Raw genomic sequence first — 22,643 nt, 5'->3', positions numbered from 1 at the left:
GCGACAAGCACTGCTAGTCCAGAATCGACACCCACCACGCGCCGACAGCTCCTCAAAGGAGCACTTGGTGCAGGGGTGACCGCGGCGGCGGTTCCGAGCCTGAGCGGCGTCGCAGCAGCCCATTTCCCGATTGAGATCGCGATCGACATCCAACCTGAGAACGCGGAGAACTTCATCGACCTGTCGGAACACGAAACCGTCACCGTCGCAGTCAAGCAGTCGGAGTTCGTCACCAACGACGGAAACAGCGAGACGTTCGACCCCACTGAGCGGGCCGTTCGCTATCGGTTCGGCTCGCGTCTCGCACTGGAAGACGGCGAGGGCGCTCGACCCGTCGACGATGGTGAGATCAGGGGGCCGGACGACGATGCTGCGGACGGCCAGTCGTCACTCGTGCTCACGTTCCCAGTCGATGAGATGGGGTTCGACGGTGGCGAGGAGACAGCATGGCTGTACTGGGAGCGAGACGAATCCGGGGACCACGGCTATGCCGGCTTCGATTCCGTGCGGGTGTATCGTGGACATCCAAGGGGTAACGGCCTGATCGAACAGCTACAGCGATTGCTGGGAGGTGAGACAGCGTCCAGCGCTGACTGAGCGTCTTCGAACTCGGAGCGGTGCTATCAGCGCGTGTCGTAATCGCTATGCTGGCGACTTTATACGTCGAATCCGATTGGACGCTATGGCCATCGTTGCTGAAATCCTCCTCGCGGACGAGACCCTTCCGCTGGTTGGCGTGGCGGATTCGATTCCGAGCGGTGAGCTTTCGATTTCGAACGCTGTCGGCCTCGAAGACGGAAAACTGCTGCTTACAGTTAGTGTCAACGCTGACTCCCGCGGCGCGTTCGAGCGCGAACTGGGCGCACAGCCACAGATCACTGATGCGGCGGAGATCGGGCAGACAGCCGATGGCTGGTTCTACAAGATTGTTGTCGACAACGCACCGGATCTCATCGCGTCACACGACCCGGAAGAGTTCGAGGGCGTTGCGATGGACGCGACGGTCACCAGCGACGGAATACGGGAGCAGAAGGTGTTCTCCGACTACGAGGCGTTCAGTGCGCTACGGGACCGGTGTGCGGTCAACGACATCCCGCTCGAACTGCTGAACATCGCTTCAGACCCCGAAAATCCTGGCGAGCGCGATCAGTTTGGACTCACGGACAGGCAGTATCGGGCGATGTCCGTCGCCCTCTCTGCGGGGTACTACGACTCCCCGCGTCGGTGTTCGACGGCGGAACTCGCCGACAAGCTCGATGTGTCGGCCGCCGCGGCGTCCGATCTCCTGCGCCGAGCTGAAAAACAGCTCATCAGTTCGACGGTCGGCCCCGACCAGTTCCGGAACGCACTCGCACAATGACATCCTTCTCGGCGTGAACGCCGGGGTAGCCATTCTCCTGTTCGACTTTGGCTCCCCGTCGGTATATAAATGGGCTTATCAGTAAGCAAAGCACGCTCGTGGCTGTCGCAGCTACTGAACGACGATGGCAGATAAATCTGAGACAGACGACGACCAGAGCACACAGCGACTAGCAGGCGACGTTGCGATTGTCACCGGCGCGTCATCGGGAATCGGTGAGGCAACTGCCGAGGCGCTCGCTGACGCAGGCGCAAGTGTCGCGCTCGCGGCCCGGCGCGCTGACGAACTGGAGGCCCTTGCGGACCGAATCGAGTCGGCCGGCGGGGATGCACTGGTTGTACCGACCGACGTTACCGACGAGGACGACATCGACTCGCTGGTCGATGCAACGACCGACGAGTACGGTCGCATCGACATTCTTGTCAACAACGCCGGCGTGATGCTTCTCGAACCGCTGGAACGGGCAGACCGCTCGAACCTCCGCCAGATGGTCGAGGTGAACCTGCTCGGGCTGATGAACCTCACCCACGCGGTACTCCCGGTCATGCAAGAGCAGGAGAGCGGCCACGTCGTCAACGTCTCTTCTGTCGCGGGACGCCGCGCATCGGCCGATTCGAGCGGTTACAACGCGACGAAATTCGGGGTGAACGCGTTCACTGAGGCCGTTCGGCAGGAAGTAACGTCAGAGGGCATCCGGACGACAGTTATCGAACCGGGCGCTGTCGATACGGAACTCGCAACACACGTGCCGGACGAGCAGGTGCTGGAGCGGTTCGCGGAGATGGACCTCCCGATGCTCCACCCCGACGACATCGCTCGCGGCATCGTGTACGCAACGAGCCAGCCCGCCCGTGTGGACGTGAACGAACTCCTGATCAGACCGACCGGCCAGGATATCTGAAACGGGCGCTGTTCTTGTCGGACACGACGTAGCGATTGTCGGGTCGAAACGCCGTCCCTGCTGTTTTTACTGGGCGCACGGCCGACGTACTGACCGCTGAGACCGGCTGTTAGTTGCTCGAAACAGTAGCACTGTTAGCCGTGTGCGTCGCCATCGTTTGAGAGGGGGACTGTCACTGAAACGGGTCGCACAGTTGCCGAAACCCCCGGTATCGGAGGACCCTTACGTCAGCTACCCTAACCGTACACATGGCAATTGAGACGGATGTCCTCGTCGTCGGTGGTGGCGCGACCGGCGCTGGCGTCGCTCGTGACCTGGCACTCCGTGGTATCGACGTGACACTCGTCGAGCGTGACGGCCTGACAAGTGGCACCTCCGGGCGCTCGCACGGACTGCTGCACAGCGGTGCCCGCTACGCCGAGGCAGACCGGGTCGGTGCCGAGGAGTGCATCACCGAAAACCGGATACTCAAGGAAATCGCCGGGGCCTGCATCCGCGACACCGGGGGGTTGTTCGTCCAGCTCGCCGGGGACGACCCCGATTATTTCGAGACCAAGCGGGCGGCCTGTGAGGAGATCGGCATCCCGGTAGAGACACTTGACGCCGACGCGGCCCGCGAGCGAGTCCCTGACCTCGCATCGGATGTCGAGCGCGCGTTCGAGGTTCCCGACGCCGTCATCTATCCGTCGCGGCTCGTCGCCGCGAACGCCGCAGACGCCCGCGACCACGGCGCAACGATACACCCACACGCGCCCGTCGAAGACGTACTCGTTGAGGACGGGCACGTGGCCGGCGTGCAGGTCGGCGGGACGGTTGAGGACACCATCGAAGCCGACTACGTCGTCAACGCGACCGGTGCCTGGGCGGGCGAGTTCGCCGCGATGGCCGACCTCGACGTCGAGATGCAACCCACGCGGGGTGTGATGGTCTCGGTCGAGTACGACGACCTCGGGCCGGTGCTCAACCGCTGTCGGGACCCCGACGACGGCGATATCGTCGTGCCACACGAAAGCGAGGCCGTCCTCGGAACGACAAGCGTGCCCGTCCGGGACCCGGACGAGTACGAGACCGAACAGTGGGAAGTCAAAGAGAGCATCGAGGAATGTGCGGCGATGCTACCCTCAGTCGCGGACGCCCCCGAGGTCCGGACCTGGTGGGGCGTCCGGCCGCTGTACGCGCCCGACGAGGCCGAGCGCGGCCGCGGCATCTCGCGGGGCTTCTTCTTGCTCGACCACGCCGATGACGGCGTCGACAACATGGCGAGCATCGTCGGCGGCAAACTGACCACTTACCGGCAGATGGCCGAGGCGACGGCCGACCTCGTCTGTGACGACCTCGGCGTCGACGCCGCTTGCCGGACTGCAGACCAGACGCTCCCAAGCGTCGACGACCCGGCGCAGTTGGACGCGCTCGTGGCCGAGTTCGACGGGCAGGGCCCGACTGACGAAGACGTGGTCGGGTCAGCGTAACCACGCCCATCGTTGCCCTGATTCAAACCGGGAGAGAGGACTATCGGCTGACTGTACCGTTATAAGGGTGGCAGCCGCACATGCTCTCATGATAAACGAGACCGTTCGGCAGATCGAGGAAATGGAGACACAGAGTTCCTCGATTGCCGCCGTGAAAGCCGCCAAAGCGCTCCGCGAACTGACAGACCGCGAGTGCCACACGGTTGAGGATTTCTGCCGCGTTGTCGAGCGCAACAGCAGCGCACTCCAGCGGGCGAACCGCTCGCACGCGCCGCTCTACACTACACAGCAACGTATCGTCACAGACCTGAAAGACGCTGACCTCGACTCTGTCTCGGCGGCCAAGGAGCGACTGCTTGAGACGATCGACGAGGTCGTTACGGAAATCGAGACCAGTAAGCACCGCGCAGCGGAGCGAGCAGCGACGCTCATCGACGACGGCGATGTGCTGGTAACACACGAGAACTCCTCGACAGTGATGGCGACGCTCATGGCGGCACTGGACGACGGCAAGGAGTTCCACCTGTACGCGAGCGAGTCCCGGCCGCATTTCCTTGGCCGTCGAACCGCCCGCCAGTTGGCCGACCGGGACGGGGCCGACGTGACGCTCATCGTCGACGGCGCAGTTGGCCACTATCTCTCGGAGGCCGACCGCGTCTTCGTCGGTATGAACTGCCTCATCGACGACGTGGTGTACAACCGTATCGGAACGCTCCCGCTGGCCGCGACGGCTAACGAGATGGATGTTCCCGTGACCGTCGTCGGAACCTCCTCAAAGTTCATCGGAAGCGGCTTCACCTTCAGGAACACGTTCCGGCAAGGTTCTGACGTGATGCTCGAACCGCCAGAGGGGTTCGATATCGGGAACCCGGGCTACGACGCGACGCCGACCCGCCTGCTCGATACGGTCGTCACGGAGGACGGCATCCTACAGTTCTGAGGGTACTTAGCGGATTGTTCTGTCGGTGACGCGCCGAAGTCGCTCGGCAATATCGGCATCAAGCGCCGTATCGGTCACCCGCCACTGCCAGTTCCCGGTCGCCGTGCCGGGAACGTTGAACCGGGTGTCACTACCGAGGCCGAGCAGGTCCTGCATAGTGGTCATGGCAACGATTGCGTTCGAGTTCCACACCGCCTCGATGAGGTCCCAGTTGATTTCATCTCCGTCAGTGCCGAGATTGTAGTGGAGACAGTCCCGTTGTCGGTCCGCGAGGTCGCGGTAGTAGCCGACGATGGTGTCCGTGTCGTGGGTCGACGTGTAGCCGACGGCGGACTCCGGGTAGTGCATCGGTTGATACATGTGCCCCTCTTCGCACCAGTCGGCGTACTGCGGCACGCGCATCCCGGGGAAGCCGAACTCGTCTCGGAGCGCGACGATACTCTCGTCGAGAAAGCCCAGGTCCTCGACGAAAAACGGGAGTTCGCCGAGCCTGTCTCTGACCGTCTCGAAGAAATGCGCGCCGGGGCCGTCCCGCCACTGTCCGGCGGCCGGGTCGTCCGCTTCGGCCGGAATCGACCAGAACTCGTCGAAGCCTTTGAAGTGGTCGATGCGGGCGATGTCGACGAGGTCAAACAGCCGCTCGAATCGGTCGACCCACCAGCCGTAGTCGTTCGCACGGAGAGCGTCCCAGTCGTAGACGGGATTCCCCCACCGCTGGCCATCGTCGCCGGGGTTGGGCGGCACGCCGGCCACCTCTGCAGGGTGGTGGTCGTCGTCGAGTCGGAACACCTCGGGATACGCCCAGACATCCGCCGAGTCGAGACCGACGTAGATCGGCAGGTCGCCCACGAGGCCGATGTCCCGCTCGGCCGCGTAGTCGGCCAGCGCCTGCCACTGGCTGTCGAAACACCACTGGACGAACTTGTGATAGCGAATGTCGTCGGCCAGGTCGTCCTGATATCGCTCCATGGCCGCTGGCTCGCGCGTTCTGATATCGTCCGGCCAGTCCATCCAGCCGGCATCGTCGAACTCGGCTTTCAGTGCCGTGAACAGTGCGTAGTCGTCGAGCCAGCCGGCCTCGCGCTCACAGAACTCGGTAAACGACTGCTGGTCCGCGTCGCTTGCGCTCTCCTCGAAGGCGGCGTACGCGTCCCGGAGCCGGGCTTCCTTGAACTCGGTTACGCGGTCGTAGTTGACCTGCTGTCCTGAGAAGTCGTCGAGCGGTTCAGTGTCGGCCTCCGTGAGATAGCCGCGGTCGGTGAGGTCCCGCAGGTCGATGAGCAAGGGGTTCCCCGCGAAGGCGGACGAGGACTGATACGGGGAGTTCCCGTGGATGCTCGCCGTCGGACCGAGCGGGCAAAACTGCCATAGCGACTGGTCTGCCCGGTCAAGGAAATCGACGAACGCCCGCGCGCCAGCACCGAGGTCACCGATGCCGTGTGGCCCCGGAAGCGACGTCAGGTGGAGAAACACGCCACTCTGCCGTTCGAATTGCATACGCACCTGTTGCCCTGACAGGCATTTCAATGGGCGGGGTTTTTCTGGGCAAGGGGCGCGGACGAAGTGAGCGGCCCTCGGCAAAGCGAGCGGGGAGGAACGACCCGTGAGCAGTGAGCGCCGTCGTATCCGTGTCAGGACGCGGCGGCGGGGGTACGCAAACATATATATTGTATCCATTTGATGCTATGACGAGAGAGTCAGTTACAGAGATGCCACCGAACGTTCTGATGCTTGGCTGGGGGTTCCCACCCAACATCACCGGCGGGCTTGATACCGCTATCGGGGAGCTGTTCGAGCAGCTCGAACCGAGAGACGACATCGAGTTCGAACTGGTGTTGCCCGCGGAGTACGCGCCGCCGGACCGCGACGGCATCCACGGCGTCTCGACGGGCAGCGGTGACATCATCACCCGCATTGGCCGGCTAGCTGGGGAGTTCGCCGACAAAGCGGCCGACGCCGACATCATCCACACGAACGACTGGTTCGGCTACAACCCCGGCTCGCGGGCCAAATCGTCCCACGATGTGGAGTGGATTTCGACCTTCCACTCGCTGTCGGCGGACCGCAACGTGACGCCACCACAGCGTGAGGTCGAAACAGAGCAGCGGGTCGCCAACCGCTCGGACCACGTCGTCGCGGTGAGCAAGTTCACACAGCGGCGGATTCGCGAGCAGTACGACGCCGACTCGACGGTCATCTACAACGGGTTCTCGTCGGTGGAGCCGACGGGTCGGGATATCAAAGCGGAGCTCGGTATCGACGGGAAAATGCTGTTTTTCGTCGGTCGACACACCGACCAGAAGGGGCTGTCGTACCTGCTGTACGCGCTCTCGAAGCTCGGTCAAGACGACGTGAGCCTTGTACTCGGCGGCTCAGGCCACCTCACCGAACAGCTCGAACGGTTCGCGGAGCTACTGGGCGTCGAGGACCGGGTCTACTTCCCGGGGTATCTCCCTCAGTCGGAACTTGGGGACTACTACAACAGCGCCGACCTGTTCGTCTCGCCGTCGCTTGCGGAACCGTTCGGCATCACCATCGTCGAAGCGCTGTCGGTCGGGACGCGCGTCGTCGCCTGCGAGAGCGGGGCGGCGGAACTCCTCAACGAGGACTGCGTCATCGAAGTCGAACCCGATTCGGACTCCATCGCCGAGGGAATCGAGCACGCGCTATCGCTGTCGACGCCGATCGAGTACGACGTTCGAACCTGGGGCGAAGTCGCTGACGAGCACGTCGCGTTCTACCACGAGGTTCTGGACGAAGCCTGACCTGCGGCCGTGCGTTCACCGGAGAAAGCGAACGTCCGTGACCGGCTCCGGGTGGACGATCAGGTAGCCGTCAGCGGTCGGCTCCAGCCCCGTCACAGATGTTGTGTCCGTTTGTGTTCGGTACGGGCTGTCGGCGGTTCCGTCAGCCGACTGGTAGGGACTGTCGTACGGTGTCTGCCTGTCCTCCGGGGGGCGGTCGAAATCTTCCGGTGGCAGGTATATTTTCTCGCCCGATTTCGAGCGGACCACGACGGCCGTGTCGCGGTCGCCCGAAACATCGATTCTGGTCCGGCCGTCGTCGATTGTCATCTCGAACGTGACTGGCTCCGTTTTTGATTGTGACATGTTGTCAGATAACTTTCGTACGGCGAGTAGACGGCGCTGTGTCACTTAGTCCTTCGCCAGCAGTGCGGTGGCTGGTGGCGAGCCCTGCATTCGAGCGGTGGGTCCACGGTCACGAACCATCAGCGGTTGATGATGAGCGACCCCGACATGTTGTACCCCTCAACGGTGACATCCTCACCGAGAATCGTCTCGTCGAGGTCGCAGTCGTTGACCTCGGCGTCGGGGAAGACGATGGTCCGGTCGAGGCTGCTGTCAGTCACTTCCGCCCCGGCCATCACGTGGACAGTGGTCCCAATCTCAGAGTTCTCGACGGTCGCGTCGGGGTGGATGAGCGACCCGCCGTCGAGTTTCCACTCGACGGTCTCGAAATACGACTCAGGTGTCCCGATGTCGAACCAGACATCGTCAAACGTGAACGCGGACACCGGTTCCTGCTGTTGCAGCCAGTCGATGTACCAGCCCGGTTCGTCGGGGTTGTTGTCGCCAGAGAGGTACTCCTCGAAGCGGAGCGAGTCGGCCGGGAAGGCGTAGCAGGCAATCGATACAAGCGTGCTCTTGGGGTTGTCAGGCTTCTCCTGGAAGTCGACGACGCGTTCGCCGTCGAGTTCGACGAGCCCGTATGACTTGGCTTTCTCCCGCGAGCCCACGTCGTAGGCAGCGAGTGCCGGCCCGTCGCGGTCCTCGAAGAAGTCGAGGAACTCCGAGGGGTCGAAGCCGATGAGGTTGTCGCCGCCGATGATGAACAGGTCGTCGTCGATGCCCTCGCGCTCGATCAGTTGCGCGAGCGCGCCGACGACGCCGAACTTCTCGTCTTCGTCTTCCGTGCTCTCGACGGAGAGTTGGACCTTTTCGTAGCCCCTCTCGTCGATGTGGGCTTCGAACTCGTCGGCGAAGGCCTCATTCGTACTCAGATACGTCGTCCCGATACGGTCGTCAGCTTCGAGCGACTGCAAGACACCGTCGATGACGGTCGTCTCACCAACCGGGAGTAGCATCTTCGGTCGACGCCGCGTGATCGGCCACAGCCGTGTGGCGTAGCCGCCAGCTAGAACAATCGCGTCCATATCCCACAGTCAGACCCGAATTATAAAGTGGTAACTAATTGTCGGCGGCTCTAGAGGTTGAGCTGCCAGACAGTTGTCCCGGCAGTGACGAGATCTTCGTCGTCCGCGGCGGCAACGATTACCTGATTCTCACCGGGGTCGACGTCGACGGCGACTTCGAATTCACGGTCATCGACGGGGATGTACGTGATGTCGGCAGGCGTCTTGACAACGACACAGACACCGGTCGTCTCGCCGGAGACGACCAGTTCGTTCCCGCGGAACTGCGTGTCGACGCGGAGCGCGGGGCTGCGGTCGGGCGTGTGCGCACGCCGCTCCCGGTAGCGGTCGTCGACGAACGCGGGCGTTTCGACTGGCTCGCCGGCGCTGATTCCGTGAGCCAGCCGCACGTACTGGGCCATCGACCACGCCAGCGGCGTCGCCGAGCCGGTCCCTTCGGCGAACTCCCAGTCGTACTCGGTCGCGTGGCCCCGGTCCCAGATCTGTTCGGCGATCATCCGTCCCGAGTTCGCCACGTCCTGCATCATCTGGAGGGCGTTCTCCGGCGGGATGTCCGGGTCGTCACGGTGGAGTTCGTACTCGGCGCGCTCGCCGGTGAGCAGCGGCCAGAGGCGGCCCTTCCCTTTGTGTTCGACCGTCCACGGCGCGCCCTGGTCGTCCCGGCCGCGTTCGCCGTAGCCGTCGCCGTTGTACCGGTAGAACCCGGGTGCGTACTCCGTGTCGACGCTGATCGTGTCGTCGACTTCGACGAGCGAGTTCCGGATAGTTTCGTCGTCGTCGGGCTTGATGCCCAGCCGGACAAGTTCGAGGAAGCCGCCGTCGATGATGTTGCGTTCGTCCAGCGTCGGGCCGTCGTTGGCGAGTGTCCGGAGGTGCCCCATCTCGGGGTTCCCATCGAGCGTGACCCGCGCGTAGTAGGGCGTGTTGGTGTGGCGCTCGGTCCCGGTCTCGGTCGCGGTCCAGGCCTCGACGTTGTTCGCCCACTGGTCGGCCAGCGACAGCCAGACAAGCGCGTCGGCCTCGTGGCCGGTGTCGAGTGCGAGCTTCGCCGCACACGCGAGCCCCGCGATTTCGGCCGCAATCGAGGACGGCGAGAAGCCGGCCTCCTCTTCCCAGCGCTCCTGTGCGGTCTCGGGACCGTGGCGGACGACGTACTCGGCCGACCGCCGGACGTTCTCGTAGCTGTACTCGACATCCTCGAAGTCGACGCCGCTCTCGGCGAGGCGATAGGCCATCACCTGCGGGAACGAGATGTTGTCCATCTGCTCGCCGCCCCAGCGGGTCGTCCCGTTGACGTAGGTGTTCTGCGGGATGAAGCCGGCGTCGTCCTGCTGGTACTCGTAGATGTACTCCAGTTGGTCCGTTGCGATGTCCAGCGACCCGATGGCGTCGAACACGCTAAACACCTGATACAGGTCACGTGACCAGACGAAGTTGTAGCCGTAGCCCTTTGGCTCCTCGGCGTGGACGGCTTCGCCCCACGGCACGGACGGCGAGGCAATAGACGCCCCGTGGTAGGTCTTGTCCTCCACAGCTAGAAGTGTCATCAGCGCTGTTCTGTACTGGTTCGCCAGCGCTTCGTCGCCAGCAACCGAGTCCGGGAGCTGCTTGTCCGAAAGGAAGTCGCCCCAGCTGTCAGCGTACTCGGCACTGACCGTCTCGTAGCCGCGGTCAAGCGCACCGTCGGCTTCGCCCAGCGCGGCGGCGGTGTCAGCCTGTCGCGCGAAGCCGAGCGCGACCGTGTCCCTGACTCTGGTTCCCGAATCCAGCCGACCGATGAGGACGAGGTTCGTCCCGTCGATGGATTCGACCGGGTCCGGGAGGTCGCCGTCGGAGTACAGCCCATCGAGGCGGTCGCTACCGGCCGCGCCAACGGTGGCCCAGTCGAAGCGCCCGGCCGCGGCCATCGCCACGGCGATAGAGTAGGCGTCGCCGTTCTCGTCGACGAGCAGGTCGTTGTCGGTCTGGTCGGTGTAGGCGCGGGGGTTCCGACCGACGAGGTGGTAGCTCCCGGGCTGGCCGTATCTGATAGCGCGGTCCTCGGTGATCGTGCTGGTGAGCGCGATGTCGGCGACGGAGAACACGTCGTAGGATTTGTCGTCCGCTGAGCTGAACGACACATCGGCGACGATGGCGTCGTGTTCGGGGTCAGTCGCGTAGTCGACGGTGAGCGTCCACTCGTGACCCTGGCCGTCGCCGGTCTCGGTGAAAACGTGGCGGTAGAGCAGCGCCTCGTCGTCGACCGGCTCGACACGTCGCCTGACACTGTCGTCGGTCCGTCGGTTCTCGCGGTGGGTCCGGACGGCATAATCCGTCTCGTCCGTACACCGGACCAGGAAATCCAGCGTCCGCAGATTCATCATGTCGACTTGCGGATAGCGGGCCTCCGTCAGCGCACCCTCGGTGAGCGTGAACCAGACGCGCGAGGGGTCCTGCTCGTCGTGGTCGGCGACGGTGCCGATGCCGTACTTCTCTCCGGTCGTCCACGTCGGACGCTCGCTCGGCCCCTCGGTTCCGGCAGACGTCGTCGGGAGCGCGTTTAGCTCACCCAGCCGGGCCGTCGCGTGGAGCCGCAGCGCGTGGGACCAGCCAAGCGGCGTCGCGCTGTCGAGAGCGCCGTCGTCGAAGGCCTGTTCGGCGAGGTAGCCGGCGTCGGTCGTGAGCGGTCCGTCCTCCTCGAGCAACTCGTACAGGTCGCTCGCACGGTCGAGGTAGGCGTCGCCGCGCTCGTCGCGGTCGTTCAGCATATCGCCGACGCGAGCGGCGGCGAGTGCTCCCATCGCCGTCGTGACGGTCCAGACCTTCTCGCTGTCCTGATGGCCGGTCCGCCAGCGGTCACCCTCGTAGCGGGCCAGTCCCGCGACCCGGCTCTCGGTGGGGTTCCGGAAGAGCGTGTCGAGCGTCGTGCTCACATGGTCGGCCAGACGTGTGAGGTGCTGGTCAGAGAGCGCCGTCCGCTCGACGCTGTCGTACTCCTGGAGCGCGTCCGCGAGGTGGAGCCCTGCAGCGTCGATGCGGTGGTCCGGCGTTCCGTTTGTCAGCCCCATCACATACACGCCCAGATCACTGTCCCAGAGCGTATCCAGCCCGTCTAGCAACCGGTCGGCTGCCGCCAGACTCTGCTCACAGACCGATTCGGGCATCGGGGCACGGCCCACCGCAGCGAAGGCCTCGATGAACGTCGCAGTAGTGTGCGTGAACTGTCCAATTGAGTCCTCCCAGACGTTCTGACACGGCTCGGGCAGGTCGTTGGCCGCGATGTCTTCGATGAGCGTATCGACGGCTGTCTGGATAGTTTCCCGAACCATCGTCGTCAGTTCGGCGTCCATCTTGCTGCGGTGTGTTCGCAACAGTGTCGCGAGGAAGGCGGTGACGGTCGCAGTCTGGTCGGCCTGATACTCCGGCGATTCGGCGTTGTGCTCGACTCTGGCGTTGGCCCAGCCCGGCGCGATAGCCCCGGTGTCGGCCCAGACGCGGTGGGGCCACCGCCCGTCGGAAAGCTGGCTGTCACAGAGGAACGCGGCGCTCTCGGTCAACATCTCTACGGTATCGATATCAAGTCGGTCGCCGGCTTCGAGCAGATGCCGGGAGACCGAGGCGTCATCGCGGAACCAGACGTACCCGTAGCCGCCGGAGTTCGAGTAGAACGGGTCGAACTCCGGGGCAGCGATGCGGCCGCCGGTCGGCGAGGACAGCAAGTCGAGCACCCGCAGGTCCATCCGTATCAAGTCCGAGCGTGGCATGGATTCGGCCACGTCGATGCGCGTTCGCTCCCGTCCAGCCTGCCGGAGGTCGTCAGACGTCGTATGCTCCGTCACGCAGTCAGCGAGGTCGAGCAGTGCCGTCTCCCGGTCGACCTCGTCGTGGTTCGAGAGCTGACTGACGAGCGTCGTGTCCTTGCTGCGCCCGGACCGGTCAAGCGGCGCAGTCACGAGGAAGTCGCCGGTGAGTCGGGTCTGGTCGCGTCGCTCGACCGGCTCCGACCGCGGGAACTCGATCGGGCTGTCCTCGAGTATCTCGGCGAGGCGTTCCGGTCGCTGTCCGGCGACGGCGTCCAGCCCGGTCGACGAGGCGAGGTAATCGTGTTCTCGCCGGTGGTACACTTCAAGCACCCGCGAGTTGTCGGGTCCGGCGTCCTCGTGAATCAGCGAGCCGACGCCGCTGTCGCTACTGTCGGGGGCCAGTGTGACGAACGCTACGAGTTTGGCGTTCTGAGGCACAGCCCCGCGCATCGCGACGTGTGTGACGTGTGCCCGCCCCAGCGTCAGGTCGTACTGGTGGACCGTGAACGACCCTGCGTCGTATTCGGTCTCGACGAGCCGCGTCTCGCGGTAGTAGTGCTGTCTGATCGTCTCCAGGTCACTGAACCACCGTGTTTCGTCCCCAAGCATAACCCCGAGTCGGGAGCGGTCGATACCGGAAAGCCCGGAGAGCGAATCGGAGTAGTCCTTCAGCGTGCCGTCTTCGCCGACGTGTACGAGTCGGTCACCGTGCCCGGAGAAAGAGCCTGAAACAGTCCTGCGCTCCTCTGGAAAGCGCTCATGACGAGTCCGTTTGTATTCGTTGAGCGCTGTCGAAAGCCGCATACACATCAAAGCAGACCAATCTCTATAAACTCCTGTGGTTCGGACAAATTAGTGATACTTCGAAGGGCGTGGCTGCATATCGCCGAAGAGCGAAGCTGTTACTGCTGAACGGACCCACCAGCGCGGACTACTGGCTCAGGTCACTCTCGTCAGCCGGAAACACGCTCACACTATCGACGGTCACGGTCGCGCCTCCGTCACCAGCAGCCCCACGGTGCTCCCCGGAGACGAGGTCGGTATCGTCAGTCCCGGCCGGGAGCCTGACCGTCGTCGGCTCGCTGCCGAAGTTGAGCACTACGACGGCCGCGTCCTCGTCAGTCGCCCGTGCGTACGCGACGACACGGTCGGACGGGCCGTCCCGGACCTCGTACGGGATTCGGACGAGGTCCGCATCCGCCGACAACGCCGGCTGGTCGTGTCTGGTTGCCGAAAGGTCGCTGACGAACGACTGGAGCGCCTTGTCAGCGTGGTCCCACGCGAGGTCGTCGCGCCGGCCCCGCTGGCCGAACTCCTGGCCGGCGTACAGCAACGGTGCGCCAGGGAGCGTGAACAGCGCGCCCGCAGCGGCCTCGGCGGCGTCCCGCCCGTAATCGACAATATAGCGCGTCTCGTCGTGGTTCTCCGCGTACAGCATGAACGACGCGTGCTCGGGGAAGCCGATCTCCGCCCGCCCCTCGATGGCACTGAGGACGGCCTCGGCATCGCCGCCGTCGCCGACCTGCCGGAGCGCGGCGTAGGTCGTCGAGTCAAAGTGCATGTCGAACAGCCCGGCCTGGAAGTCGGGGATGTACGGGATGGTCTCGTCCAGTAGTAAGAACTCACTGTCGCGGTCCTTGCAGTAATCGTGGATCTCACGCCAGAAGCCGTTCGGGACGGCCCAGGCCATATCACAGCGGAACCCGTCGACCAGTTCGGCCCACTGGGCGACCGCATCGAGCAGGTGTCGGCGGACCGGCAGGTGGTCGAAATTGAAGTTCGCGATGTGTTCCCACTCGAAGTACGTCTCCGGTTCGGTGTCACTTCGCCACTCGTACCACTCCCGGTATTCGGCGTCCGGTCCTTCCACGGCGGACTCGAAGTAGGGGTGGGTCCGCGCCGAGTGGTTACACACGAGGTCGAACAGGACCTTGAACCCGCGGTCGTGGGCCGCCTCAATGAATCGCTCGTAATCCGCGCGGGTGCCCAGATCCGACGCGATTTCGAAGAAGTCAGTGATGTTGTAACCGTGGGGCGCGTGGTCGTTCTGTAACACCGGCGTGAGCCAGATGGCGTCGACGCCGAGCGAGTCGAGGTAGTCCAGCCGGTCGATGATCGCGTCGAAGGGCGAGGCGTCGCTCTCGCCGGCGAACGTGCGGACGTAGATCTCGTAGATGACAGCGTCCTCAGCCCAGGCCGGCGCGTCGTACGGTCGACTGGCAGCGACCCCGTCGCCGCTCGTCACGGTCTCGATGCCGCCCCCGTCGCGGCTAAACTCGACGGCGTCGGGCACGCTGTAGCCGTGGTCTCCGATGGCAACGGCGTGGATGCGAGCGCGGTCCGGAAGCGCGTCCAGCGGAATCCGGAGGGCCGTTCCATCGCGGGTCACCGCGTCGGCGTCGATGTCGTCACGGTCATCCAGCAGGAACTCGACGGTGAGGTCGCCGGCCGTCTCGGTCCCCTCCGGGTGGGGGCTGCAGTCCGCTCGAACGACGGCTTCGTCGCCCTCGATCTCCGGTCGCAACGTCAGGCGGGGCTGCCCGCCGCCACCGTCTTCGTCGCCGCTGTCCCTTTCCGAGGTGTACTCGCCGCTCCCGCTGTGACTTGAGCCACTTCGACCGCTGGAAACGCCGCTGTGACCGCCAGAGCGGCCGGACGTGTGTGTGCCACTCGGCTGGAGTCTCCCCGGAAACGCGCGCACGGTGAGGTCGTGTTCGCCGTCGGGTGCAGTGAGTCGGATGACGTATCTGCCCGGCGCGTCGGGGACGAGGTGCTCGACCGGGTCGTCGCCGAGCGATACCGTTGATTCCTTCGGTGCCTGCGTCAGTCGCCACGTGTAGGTCGCCGACGGGTCCGGGTCGCGGGGCGCGAGTTCGACCTCGTCACCCGTCGCCACGAACCGCGGCGGTCCAGGATGGTGCATAGGTTCACTGCGATTGACAGTGTCTTTGTACTTGGGGTAGCCGCGAGCGTCCCGCCGCCGGCAGCACCGCTTTCTGACTACGGCGTGTACCACCTTTGTGCCCGACTACCGACGCGATGCCGGGTTTGCGCTGCTCTGTGGACTGGTGCTCGTCGCGTATCTGCGCCGGGCCGGCGCACTCGACACGCTCTGGGCCGAATCCGCCGTCGCTGTCGGGGTAATCGGCGCACTAGGTGTCGAAGCGCTGTTTGTGCTCGACACACCTGTGGCGTCGCTGTGGGAGCGCCGCGGCGTGCGGACGGCTTCGGCTGTCGCGCTTCTGGGTGTTACTGGCGGGTTCGCAGTCCTTCTGGGACCAATCGTCGTCGCTGCGGCGTGCTGGGGGCTCACAACGTACTTCGGTATCCTCGCCGTGAGTCTGTGGTACCCATAATCGTTCGCTCCTCACAAGGACAGTCCAGTCACAACACCAGCCGGTGGTCTTCCAGCAACTCTGTTTAGGACTCTGGGTAGCGACAAATGACACCGATACGTGTTGATAGATAGATAAATATATCTGGCCGATATGCATCTCATTTCAGCGCTCAAAATCTTTATTCGATTTTTATAGCCAATTTACAGTCTAACTCTATTTCTGTACCCATATTACACCTATAAAAGTCTATTTTTAGCTATCTGGGCTTATCTAGTAAATTTCTCTCCACAAAATAGGCTGTAAGACACTATTCAGGCTATAATGGTCAGAATCTGGGGTTGTATAGAGATGTCTGGAGCGGAATGTCCTTCTCTGATGCAGTCCGACCTGTCCACCACGGGACGGGTACTCGGCTGTCGAATAACAGCTGTACGAGTATTAGATTCGACCGGTATCGGCCAGGTGTCGGCAACGGAACTCGGTTGACCTGACGATAGACAGAGTGGTTACTCGTGGGCCAGATTGACCTCAATGACGTTAGCAGCCTGTTGTACCGTGTCGATGAGTTGTGCCTTGCGGCCCGGCGATTGCAACCGGTTGATGGGCGCGGTGATGCTGATGGCGGCCTCGCGGCGGTCGCCGGTATCGATAGGAACCCCGACACACCCGGTGCCGTCAACCCGCTCCTCGGTGTCGTCGGCGACGCCGTGTTCTCGGATCGTCTCCAGTTCCGCGAACAGCGTCTCGCGGTCTGTGATAGTGTTGTCCGTCTCGGCCGGCAGCCCGCGAGTTTCGATGATTTCTGCGACCCGCTCGTCATCGAAACTCGACAGGAGCGCTTTGCCGATGGCGGTCTTATGGAGGTGGATGCGCTTCCCGAGGCGCGTATCGAGCGCGACTGCCTGGTCGCCGCTGGTCGTGTGGATGTAGATGCCGTAGCCCTGCTCTTCGATCATCAGGTTCGCCAGTTCGCCAGTCTCGACGGCCATCCGTCTGACCTCGGACTTTGCGACTTCGTAGATACCATCATAGCGCTGTGCCATGCCGCCGAACTCCAGCCACCGGAGTCCGATGCGGTACTCGCCGTCCCGTTCGACGACCAGTCCCTCGTCTTCCAGCGTCACCAGGTGTTTGTATATCGTGCTCTTGGCCGGCTCCAGCGAGTCAGCGAGTTCGACCAGCGTCGCACTCCCACCGAGGTCTTTGATACCCGAGAGTACCGCCAGCGAAGTCTGCGTCGCCCGGACCGAGTCCGTTTTTGCCCGTGTCATTAGTCATCAGTTCTGCCGCCGCTCGAATAAAATTGCCGTATCGACTGTGACAACCGCTCTGCGGTAGCTTCCGGGGCGACACGTACGGCAAAGTGTGCGTCATCGAGCTTTTCGACCGGCACAGGTATTCGAAAAGACGAAACGGAAAATCGGGTCATTGGCGCGAAACCACCAGTTGAAGTCGCCGGGGGCTCCCTAATGTGGCGACCGGACGGCCACGAGATACCGATAGACCAGTGTACGCCGTTGACCGTTGTGTCGTCCGAGCGGAGAAGTAATGAAAGGTAACATAGCATAGGTATTTCGTATTTTCGAATCTACTGAGAGACGGTGGAGCGACCGCTCTCGTTGATGATGCGGTCGATGGTGGACGGTAGATTTAAGCGGCTCCGTTGGGTTTTTTTGAGATGAGTTATGAGTGTGACGCGACACTACGACCGCGAGTTCGTCAGAACGTTCTTTACCTCGCCGACAGCGGTGGACGGTGAGGAGGATTCCGCGAAGATGCTGCGAAGCGCCGGCCAGCTCCGCGGCCTGCAGGCCCCGGATGTCTGGGTCCCGGATAACGAGGACGCGACGGCACCGAATATGCGCGCCGAGGGTGTCGAGAACATCATCGACGTCGTCGCCAACCAGGGCGCTGAGTTCCCCGGTGAGATCCACCCGCGCGTCGTCTGGCACCGCGAGTCCCCGGCGACCCGCTACCAAGGCTTCCAGCAGATGCTGGAGATCACGGACCCTGAGAACGGCGCAGTCGAACACATCGACGGCTTCGTCATCCCGGAAGTCGGCGACATCGACGACTGGAAGAAGGCCGACGAGTTCTTCACCATCATCGAGAACGAACACGGGCTGGAAGAAGGGAGCCTTTCCATGTCGGTCATCGTCGAGAGCGGCGAGGCCGAACTGGCGATGGGCGACCTCCGCGAGGAGATGGGCAAGCCCTCGAACAACCTCGAACGCATGTTCCTGCTCGTCGACGGCGAGGTCGACTACACCAAGGACATGCGCGCGATGACGCCTACCGGCGAACTCCCGCCGTGGCCGGAACTGCGCCACAACACCTCCCGCGGTGCCAGCGCCGCCGGCCTCATCGCCGTCGACGGCCCCTACGACGATATCCGCGACGTCGAGGGGTACCGCGAGCGGATGAAGGACAACCGCGCGAAGGGGATGACTGGCATCTGGTCGCTGACGCCGGGGCAAGTCGTGGAGGCGAACACTGCTCCGCTCCCGCCGAAGACTGGGAGCTGGCTCCTCGAAGTCGGCGGCCAGGAGGTCGAACTCGACGCACAGGACGGCAAGCAGGTGTACGACGGCGACGACCTTTCGCTGGAAACGGACAGCGAGGGCGGCTACGTCCTGCAGGCGGGTGGCGAGCGACTGGAACTGGACGAGGACGAACTCACCGAGGAACTGCTCGACCGCACCGCGTACATCCCCAGCATGACCGACATCGTCGACTCGATGGAGGAGTTCGAGGCCGCGAAGGAGGCCGGCAAGGGAGCCATCGCGATGACTCAGGCCGCCACGCTGGTCATCAACGGCGTCGAAGTCGACATCAGCAAGGACCGGATGTGGGACGAAGCGACCTATCAGGCCGCCCAGACGCCAATTACGCTGTTCCAGGACGTGTACGAGCACCGGCCGGACCAGCACGAGGAGCTGGCGGAGATGTACGGCGCTGACATCGTCGAACGCGCCACGGCCGTCGGGAACTGACGGATACGTACCGTTTCGTCACTCGAAACGCCGTGGGCGCGATTCAGTCTTCCAGCGGTTCGATGAGTTCGACGTGATGGCCGTCAGGGTCCGCGACGAAGGCCGTGTACGCGCCGGCCTCCGGCTGTGGGCCGGGCTCTTTGACGACGCCGTGATGATCGATGCGGTCGACCGTTGCGTCGACGTCGTCCACGCCGAGAGCGAGATGGTCCCAGCCGGACCCCATCTCGAAGCTCGTCTCCCCGTCCGTTTCTGACAGTTGCAGTTCGACGCCGCTGTCGTCGGCCACGTAGTAGTTCGTCGTCTCGCCGTCCGGCGTGGTGAACTGCCAGGACTCCTCGAAGCCGAACTGCTCGTAGAACGCGATCGATGCTGTGGCGTCGGCCACGTTCAGGCACATATGAAGGATGCTTGCATTGCCCATACATCGCTTCCAGTGCCCTGCGTCAAATAGCTGGCGGGCTACGTAAAGCGAATTGTGACCGCATGCCACAGACTTTAATGATTATTACTCCTGAATGCTCGTATGGCGATCGAAAATGTCGAGGACACCTGGTCAGCACAGGAACTGGACCTGAATCGACCGGATGTCGACGCGTATCGGGATCTAGCGGAAGCGCTCCGTGCACGCGTCACAGGTGGGGTTGAGTTCGACGAATACGCCCGGATTCTGTACGCAACGGACGGGAGCATCTACCGCGCCGAGCCGGCAGGGGTCGTGTATCCGACGGATATCGACGACGTGCGGGCGGCTGTCGAGGTTGCGACGAGCCACGGCGTTCCGATACTGCCCCGCGGGACCGGGTCGTCGCTCGCCGGGCAGACCGTCGGCCCGGGCTGTGTCGTTCTGGACATGTCCCGGCACATGGACGATATCCTCGATATTCGGCCGGACGAGCAGACGGCGCACATCCAGCCCGGTGTGGTGCAGGACGACTTAGACGACACGCTGGCCAACTACGGTCTCAAGTTCGCGCCGGACCCGGCGTCGTCGAACCGCGCCTCGGTCGGCGGCGGCATCGGAAACAACTCTACCGGCGCACACTCCGTCAGGTACGGCATCACTGACGCCTACACCGATGCAGTGAAAGCTGTCCTCTCTGACGGCTCGCTCATCCACGCCCGGGAGGTCGTTATCGACTCACCGGAGTGGGACGACATCGTGAGCAAGGACGACCGCGAGGCCGACATCTATCAGACGGTCCGCGAAGTCGTCGAGGAAAACGCCAACGAAATCGAGGACCGCTACCCTGACCTCAAGCGCCGGGTGTCTGGCTACAACCTCGACCGCGTTATCTACGAAAACGACGACGGCGAGCGCGTGCTGAACCTCGCGAAGCTGTTTGTCGGGAGCGAGGGGACCCTCGGGGTCATTGTCGAAGCCGAACTTTCGCTGGTGACCGTCCCCGAGGAGACCGCGCTGGCGCTGTACTGCTTTGACACGCTTCCCGATGCGATGCGGGCTGTCCCGGTCGCGCTTGACTACGATGTCAGCGCGGTCGAGTTGATGGACGACGAGATGTTCAGGCTCGCAGCCGGCTCCGACGGCTACGCCGAGTACGTCGACCCGATTCCGGACCGAGCGGCCGCGGCGTTGATGCTCGAATACGACTCGGAATTGCACGATGACTTCGAGGCGGCCATCGCGCGGACCAACGAACGGTTCCTCGATAACGGAGCGGCCTTTGACGTGGTGGAAGCCTACACCGACGCCGACCAGGCTGACCTCTGGAAGCTCCGCAAAGCCGCGATTCCGCTCCTGATGTCCATGGACGGCGACCCCAAACCGTACCCGTTCATCGAGGACGCGACGGTCCCGCCCGCCGAACTGGCCGAGTACGTCGAGAAGTTCGAGGAGGTGCTGGCCGATCACGACACCTCGGCCGCGTACTTCGCCCACGCCGGCTCCGGAACACTCCACATCCGCCCGATTCTCAACCTGAAGGAGGAATCCGGTATCGAAGACATGCACTCCATCACCGACGACGTGACCGACCTCGTGCTCGAACACAATGGGTCGTTCTCCGGTGAGCACGGCGACGGGATGGCCCGAACGGAGTTCACGCCCAAGATGTACGGCGAGACGCTCTGGGATGCGTTCAAACAGGTCAAGACGGCCTTCGATCCGCAGTGGTGGATGCACCCGGGCAACGTCGTCTACCGCGACGGGCCGGCGGATATCGGCCCTGATGCCGACCGGGGGGTCGGTGCGGACATGCGCGAGAAGCTCCGGTACGGGCCCGACTACCAGTCTCTGGAGCCACAGACGACGCTGGACTTCGAGGACGAAGGCGGCTTCTCGGAGCTCGTCGAACTGTGTAACGGCTGTGGGACCTGCCGGCAGACTGACGGGGACGTGATGTGTCCCACCTACCGCGCCTCGGAGGAGGAGGTCCAGACGACGCGCGGCCGTGCGAACCTCCTCCGGTCGGCCATCAGCGGCGACCTGAGCGAGGACGAGATTCACTCCGAGCGCTTCCAGGAGGAAGTACTCGACCTCTGTGTCGGCTGCAAGGGCTGCAAGAGCGACTGCCCGACCGGCGTCGACATGGCGAAACTCAAAACCGAGCTGAAACACCAGCACCACGAAGCGGAGGGGGCCAGCCTCCGGGAACGCCTGTTTGCTAACATCGACACTGCCTCGAAGCTCGGGTCGGCGCTGGCACCGATTTCGAACTGGGCGACAGACATTCCGGGCGCGCGGGCCGTTATGCAGAAACTGTTCGGCATCGCGCCGGAGCGCGAACTCCCCACCTTCAGCCGGGAGACACTCCAAGACTGGTTCGATGCACGCGGTGGCTCGACTGTCTCGCGGGCCGAAGCCGACCGCAAAGTCCTGCTGTTCCCCGATACGTACACGAACTACTCGTACCCGACGGCCGGCAAGGCCGCCGTCGAAACGCTGGAAGCCGCAGGCGTCCACGTCACCATTCCGGACAACACCGCGCCGTCCGGGCGAGCGGCGTACTCCACCGGAATGCTGGACGTGGCCCGCGACCGAGCCGAGACGAACACGGACCGGCTGGCGGACCGCGTCACAGAGGGGTGGGACATCGTCTTCGTCGAGCCCTCCGACGCCGTGATGTTCCAGGACGAATATCTGGACTTACTCGACGGGTCGGCAGTGTCGCAGGTGGCCGACAGTGCCTACGGCGTGCTGGAATACCTCGACACGTTCCGACTCGACGACGCGCTGCCGGTCGAGGACCGCTCACTGGGAGCTGCCGGCGCGGTCAGCTACCACGGCCACTGTAACCAGAAGGGGACCAACAAGGACCACCACGCCGTCGGCGTCATGCGCCGCGTCGGCTACGAGGTTGACCCGCTGGACTCGACGTGCTGTGGCATGGCCGGAAGCTTCGGCTACCACGACGAGCACTACGACCTCTCGAAAACGATCGGGCGGCTGCTGTTCGACAAGGTCGAAGAAAGCGGTGGCGACCGTGTCGTTGCTCCGGGCGGCTCCTGCCGCTCGCAGCTGGGTGACCGCGACGGCGTCGACGAGATTCCGCCCCATCCTATCGAAGTCGTCGCCGAGCGCGTGCCGGAGACGACGACATCATAATCTCGCGGCAACGCAAGAACTCGCTGAGCGCTCTCGGCAACAGGGGTGGACATCGCGATGGCTGGACGCGGAATCTGGACGTTCGTTCCCTGCCGGAAGCCGGCTGGAGCACAACGGCAGC

Annotated in this window: 16 protein-coding genes; 9 read left to right on the top strand and 7 right to left on the bottom strand. The window is 63.7% G+C overall.

All coding sequences use genetic code 11. The features are described from left to right. Nucleotides 1-75 precede the first annotated feature (75 nt). The 5 genes from G9C82_RS12570 (at nt 76) to G9C82_RS12550 (ending at nt 4,670) form a co-directional block, all read left to right on the top strand. The gene (locus G9C82_RS12570) at nt 76-597 is read left to right on the top strand and encodes a hypothetical protein (protein WP_127014446.1); all 522 of its coding nucleotides are present in this window, start codon (nt 76-78) and stop codon (nt 595-597) included. 85 nt (nt 598-682) lie between these two features. After that, nucleotides 683-1,360, top strand: a complete 678-nt coding sequence (locus G9C82_RS12565) for a helix-turn-helix domain-containing protein (protein ID WP_004958182.1) — start codon at nt 683-685, stop codon at nt 1,358-1,360. 124 nt (nt 1,361-1,484) lie between these two features. Beyond that, nucleotides 1,485-2,261 (top strand): SDR family oxidoreductase, encoded by a 777-nt coding sequence (locus G9C82_RS12560; RefSeq protein WP_004958183.1) that lies wholly within the window; start codon nt 1,485-1,487, stop codon nt 2,259-2,261. Between the two features lie 248 nt (nt 2,262-2,509). Continuing rightward, nucleotides 2,510-3,730 (top strand): FAD-dependent oxidoreductase, encoded by a 1,221-nt coding sequence (locus G9C82_RS12555; protein WP_127014269.1) that lies wholly within the window; start codon nt 2,510-2,512, stop codon nt 3,728-3,730. Between the two features lie 88 nt (nt 3,731-3,818). Beyond that, on the top strand, nt 3,819-4,670 hold the full coding sequence (locus tag G9C82_RS12550; protein WP_127014268.1) for a translation initiation factor eIF-2B: 852 nt from the start codon (nt 3,819-3,821) through the stop codon (nt 4,668-4,670). Nucleotides 4,671-4,676: 6 nt separating this feature from the next. On the opposite strand, the gene malQ is transcribed toward G9C82_RS12550, so the two are convergent. Then, entirely contained in the window at nt 4,677-6,167 is a 1,491-nt protein-coding gene (malQ, locus tag G9C82_RS12545) for a 4-alpha-glucanotransferase (RefSeq protein WP_127014267.1), read from the bottom strand. A 212-nt stretch (nt 6,168-6,379) separates the two neighbouring features. Between malQ and G9C82_RS12540 the strand changes: the two genes are divergently transcribed. Continuing rightward, nucleotides 6,380-7,435 (top strand): glycosyltransferase family 4 protein, encoded by a 1,056-nt coding sequence (locus G9C82_RS12540; RefSeq protein WP_121303901.1) that lies wholly within the window; start codon nt 6,380-6,382, stop codon nt 7,433-7,435. A 15-nt stretch (nt 7,436-7,450) separates the two neighbouring features. Here G9C82_RS12540 and G9C82_RS12535 read toward each other — a convergent pair whose 3' ends face one another. The 4 genes from G9C82_RS12535 to malA form a co-directional block, all read right to left on the bottom strand. Beyond that, entirely contained in the window at nt 7,451-7,780 is a 330-nt protein-coding gene (locus G9C82_RS12535) for a hypothetical protein (RefSeq protein ID WP_004958193.1), read from the bottom strand. 119 nt (nt 7,781-7,899) lie between these two features. Then, nucleotides 7,900-8,844 carry a sugar phosphate nucleotidyltransferase gene (locus G9C82_RS12530; protein ID WP_101350851.1) on the bottom strand — a complete coding sequence of 315 codons (945 nt, stop codon included), beginning with the start codon at nt 8,842-8,844 and terminating at the stop codon, nt 7,900-7,902. 50 nt (nt 8,845-8,894) lie between these two features. Beyond that, complete coding sequence (locus G9C82_RS12525) at nt 8,895-13,430, bottom strand: glycoside hydrolase family 15 protein (protein WP_127014266.1); 4,536 nt, start codon at nt 13,428-13,430, stop codon at nt 8,895-8,897. A 127-nt stretch (nt 13,431-13,557) separates the two neighbouring features. After that, nucleotides 13,558-15,549: an alpha-amylase MalA gene (malA, locus tag G9C82_RS12520; RefSeq protein WP_127014265.1), complete on the bottom strand. Its 1,992-nt coding sequence runs from the start codon at nt 15,547-15,549 to the stop codon at nt 13,558-13,560. Nucleotides 15,550-15,646: 97 nt separating this feature from the next. Here malA and G9C82_RS12515 point away from each other — a divergent pair, with 97 nt between their 5' ends. Then, the gene (locus G9C82_RS12515) at nt 15,647-15,982 is read left to right on the top strand and encodes a hypothetical protein (RefSeq protein WP_127014264.1); all 336 of its coding nucleotides are present in this window, start codon (nt 15,647-15,649) and stop codon (nt 15,980-15,982) included. Nucleotides 15,983-16,470: 488 nt separating this feature from the next. Here G9C82_RS12515 and G9C82_RS12510 read toward each other — a convergent pair whose 3' ends face one another. Beyond that, entirely contained in the window at nt 16,471-17,235 is a 765-nt protein-coding gene (locus G9C82_RS12510) for an IclR family transcriptional regulator (protein WP_127014263.1), read from the bottom strand. Between the two features lie 414 nt (nt 17,236-17,649). On the opposite strand from G9C82_RS12510, the gene aceB reads away from it, so the two are divergent. Then, on the top strand, nt 17,650-18,957 hold the full coding sequence (gene aceB / locus G9C82_RS12505) for a malate synthase AceB (RefSeq protein WP_127014262.1): 1,308 nt from the start codon (nt 17,650-17,652) through the stop codon (nt 18,955-18,957). Between the two features lie 43 nt (nt 18,958-19,000). On the opposite strand, the gene G9C82_RS12500 is transcribed toward aceB, so the two are convergent. Next, nucleotides 19,001-19,381, bottom strand: coding sequence for a VOC family protein (locus G9C82_RS12500; protein ID WP_049944606.1), 381 nt, complete (start codon nt 19,379-19,381; stop codon nt 19,001-19,003). Between the two features lie 102 nt (nt 19,382-19,483). Here G9C82_RS12500 and G9C82_RS12495 point away from each other — a divergent pair, with 102 nt between their 5' ends. Continuing rightward, on the top strand, nt 19,484-22,522 hold the full coding sequence (locus G9C82_RS12495) for an FAD-binding and (Fe-S)-binding domain-containing protein (protein ID WP_127014261.1): 3,039 nt from the start codon (nt 19,484-19,486) through the stop codon (nt 22,520-22,522). Nucleotides 22,523-22,643: the final 121 nt, after the last annotated feature.

The organism is Haloarcula sp. R1-2 (genome assembly GCF_011627385.1).
Lineage (GTDB): Archaea > Halobacteriota > Halobacteria > Halobacteriales > Haloarculaceae > Haloarcula > Haloarcula marismortui.
Note: the sequence above shows the minus strand (reverse complement) of the source record. Positions and strands in the feature narration are given on the sequence as shown.

What these genes read in the sequence shown, in the direction of transcription:
- G9C82_RS12565 (WP_004958182.1), top strand. Translation starts at nt 683, where the DNA reads ATGGCCATCGTTGCTGAAATCCTCCTCGCGGACGAGACCCTTCCGCTG.
- G9C82_RS12560 (WP_004958183.1), top strand. Translation starts at nt 1,485, where the DNA reads ATGGCAGATAAATCTGAGACAGACGACGACCAGAGCACACAGCGACTA.
- G9C82_RS12555 (WP_127014269.1), top strand. Translation starts at nt 2,510, where the DNA reads ATGGCAATTGAGACGGATGTCCTCGTCGTCGGTGGTGGCGCGACCGGC.
- G9C82_RS12550 (WP_127014268.1), top strand. Translation starts at nt 3,819, where the DNA reads ATGATAAACGAGACCGTTCGGCAGATCGAGGAAATGGAGACACAGAGT.
- malQ (WP_127014267.1), bottom strand. Translation starts at nt 6,167, where the DNA reads ATGCAATTCGAACGGCAGAGTGGCGTGTTTCTCCACCTGACGTCGCTT.
- G9C82_RS12540 (WP_121303901.1), top strand. Translation starts at nt 6,380, where the DNA reads ATGCCACCGAACGTTCTGATGCTTGGCTGGGGGTTCCCACCCAACATC.
- G9C82_RS12535 (WP_004958193.1), bottom strand. Translation starts at nt 7,780, where the DNA reads ATGTCACAATCAAAAACGGAGCCAGTCACGTTCGAGATGACAATCGAC.
- G9C82_RS12530 (WP_101350851.1), bottom strand. Translation starts at nt 8,844, where the DNA reads ATGGACGCGATTGTTCTAGCTGGCGGCTACGCCACACGGCTGTGGCCG.
- G9C82_RS12525 (WP_127014266.1), bottom strand. Translation starts at nt 13,430, where the DNA reads ATGCGGCTTTCGACAGCGCTCAACGAATACAAACGGACTCGTCATGAG.
- malA (WP_127014265.1), bottom strand. Translation starts at nt 15,549, where the DNA reads ATGCACCATCCTGGACCGCCGCGGTTCGTGGCGACGGGTGACGAGGTC.
- G9C82_RS12510 (WP_127014263.1), bottom strand. Translation starts at nt 17,235, where the DNA reads ATGACACGGGCAAAAACGGACTCGGTCCGGGCGACGCAGACTTCGCTG.
- aceB (WP_127014262.1), top strand. Translation starts at nt 17,650, where the DNA reads ATGAGTGTGACGCGACACTACGACCGCGAGTTCGTCAGAACGTTCTTT.
- G9C82_RS12500 (WP_049944606.1), bottom strand. Translation starts at nt 19,381, where the DNA reads ATGGGCAATGCAAGCATCCTTCATATGTGCCTGAACGTGGCCGACGCC.
- G9C82_RS12495 (WP_127014261.1), top strand. Translation starts at nt 19,484, where the DNA reads ATGGCGATCGAAAATGTCGAGGACACCTGGTCAGCACAGGAACTGGAC.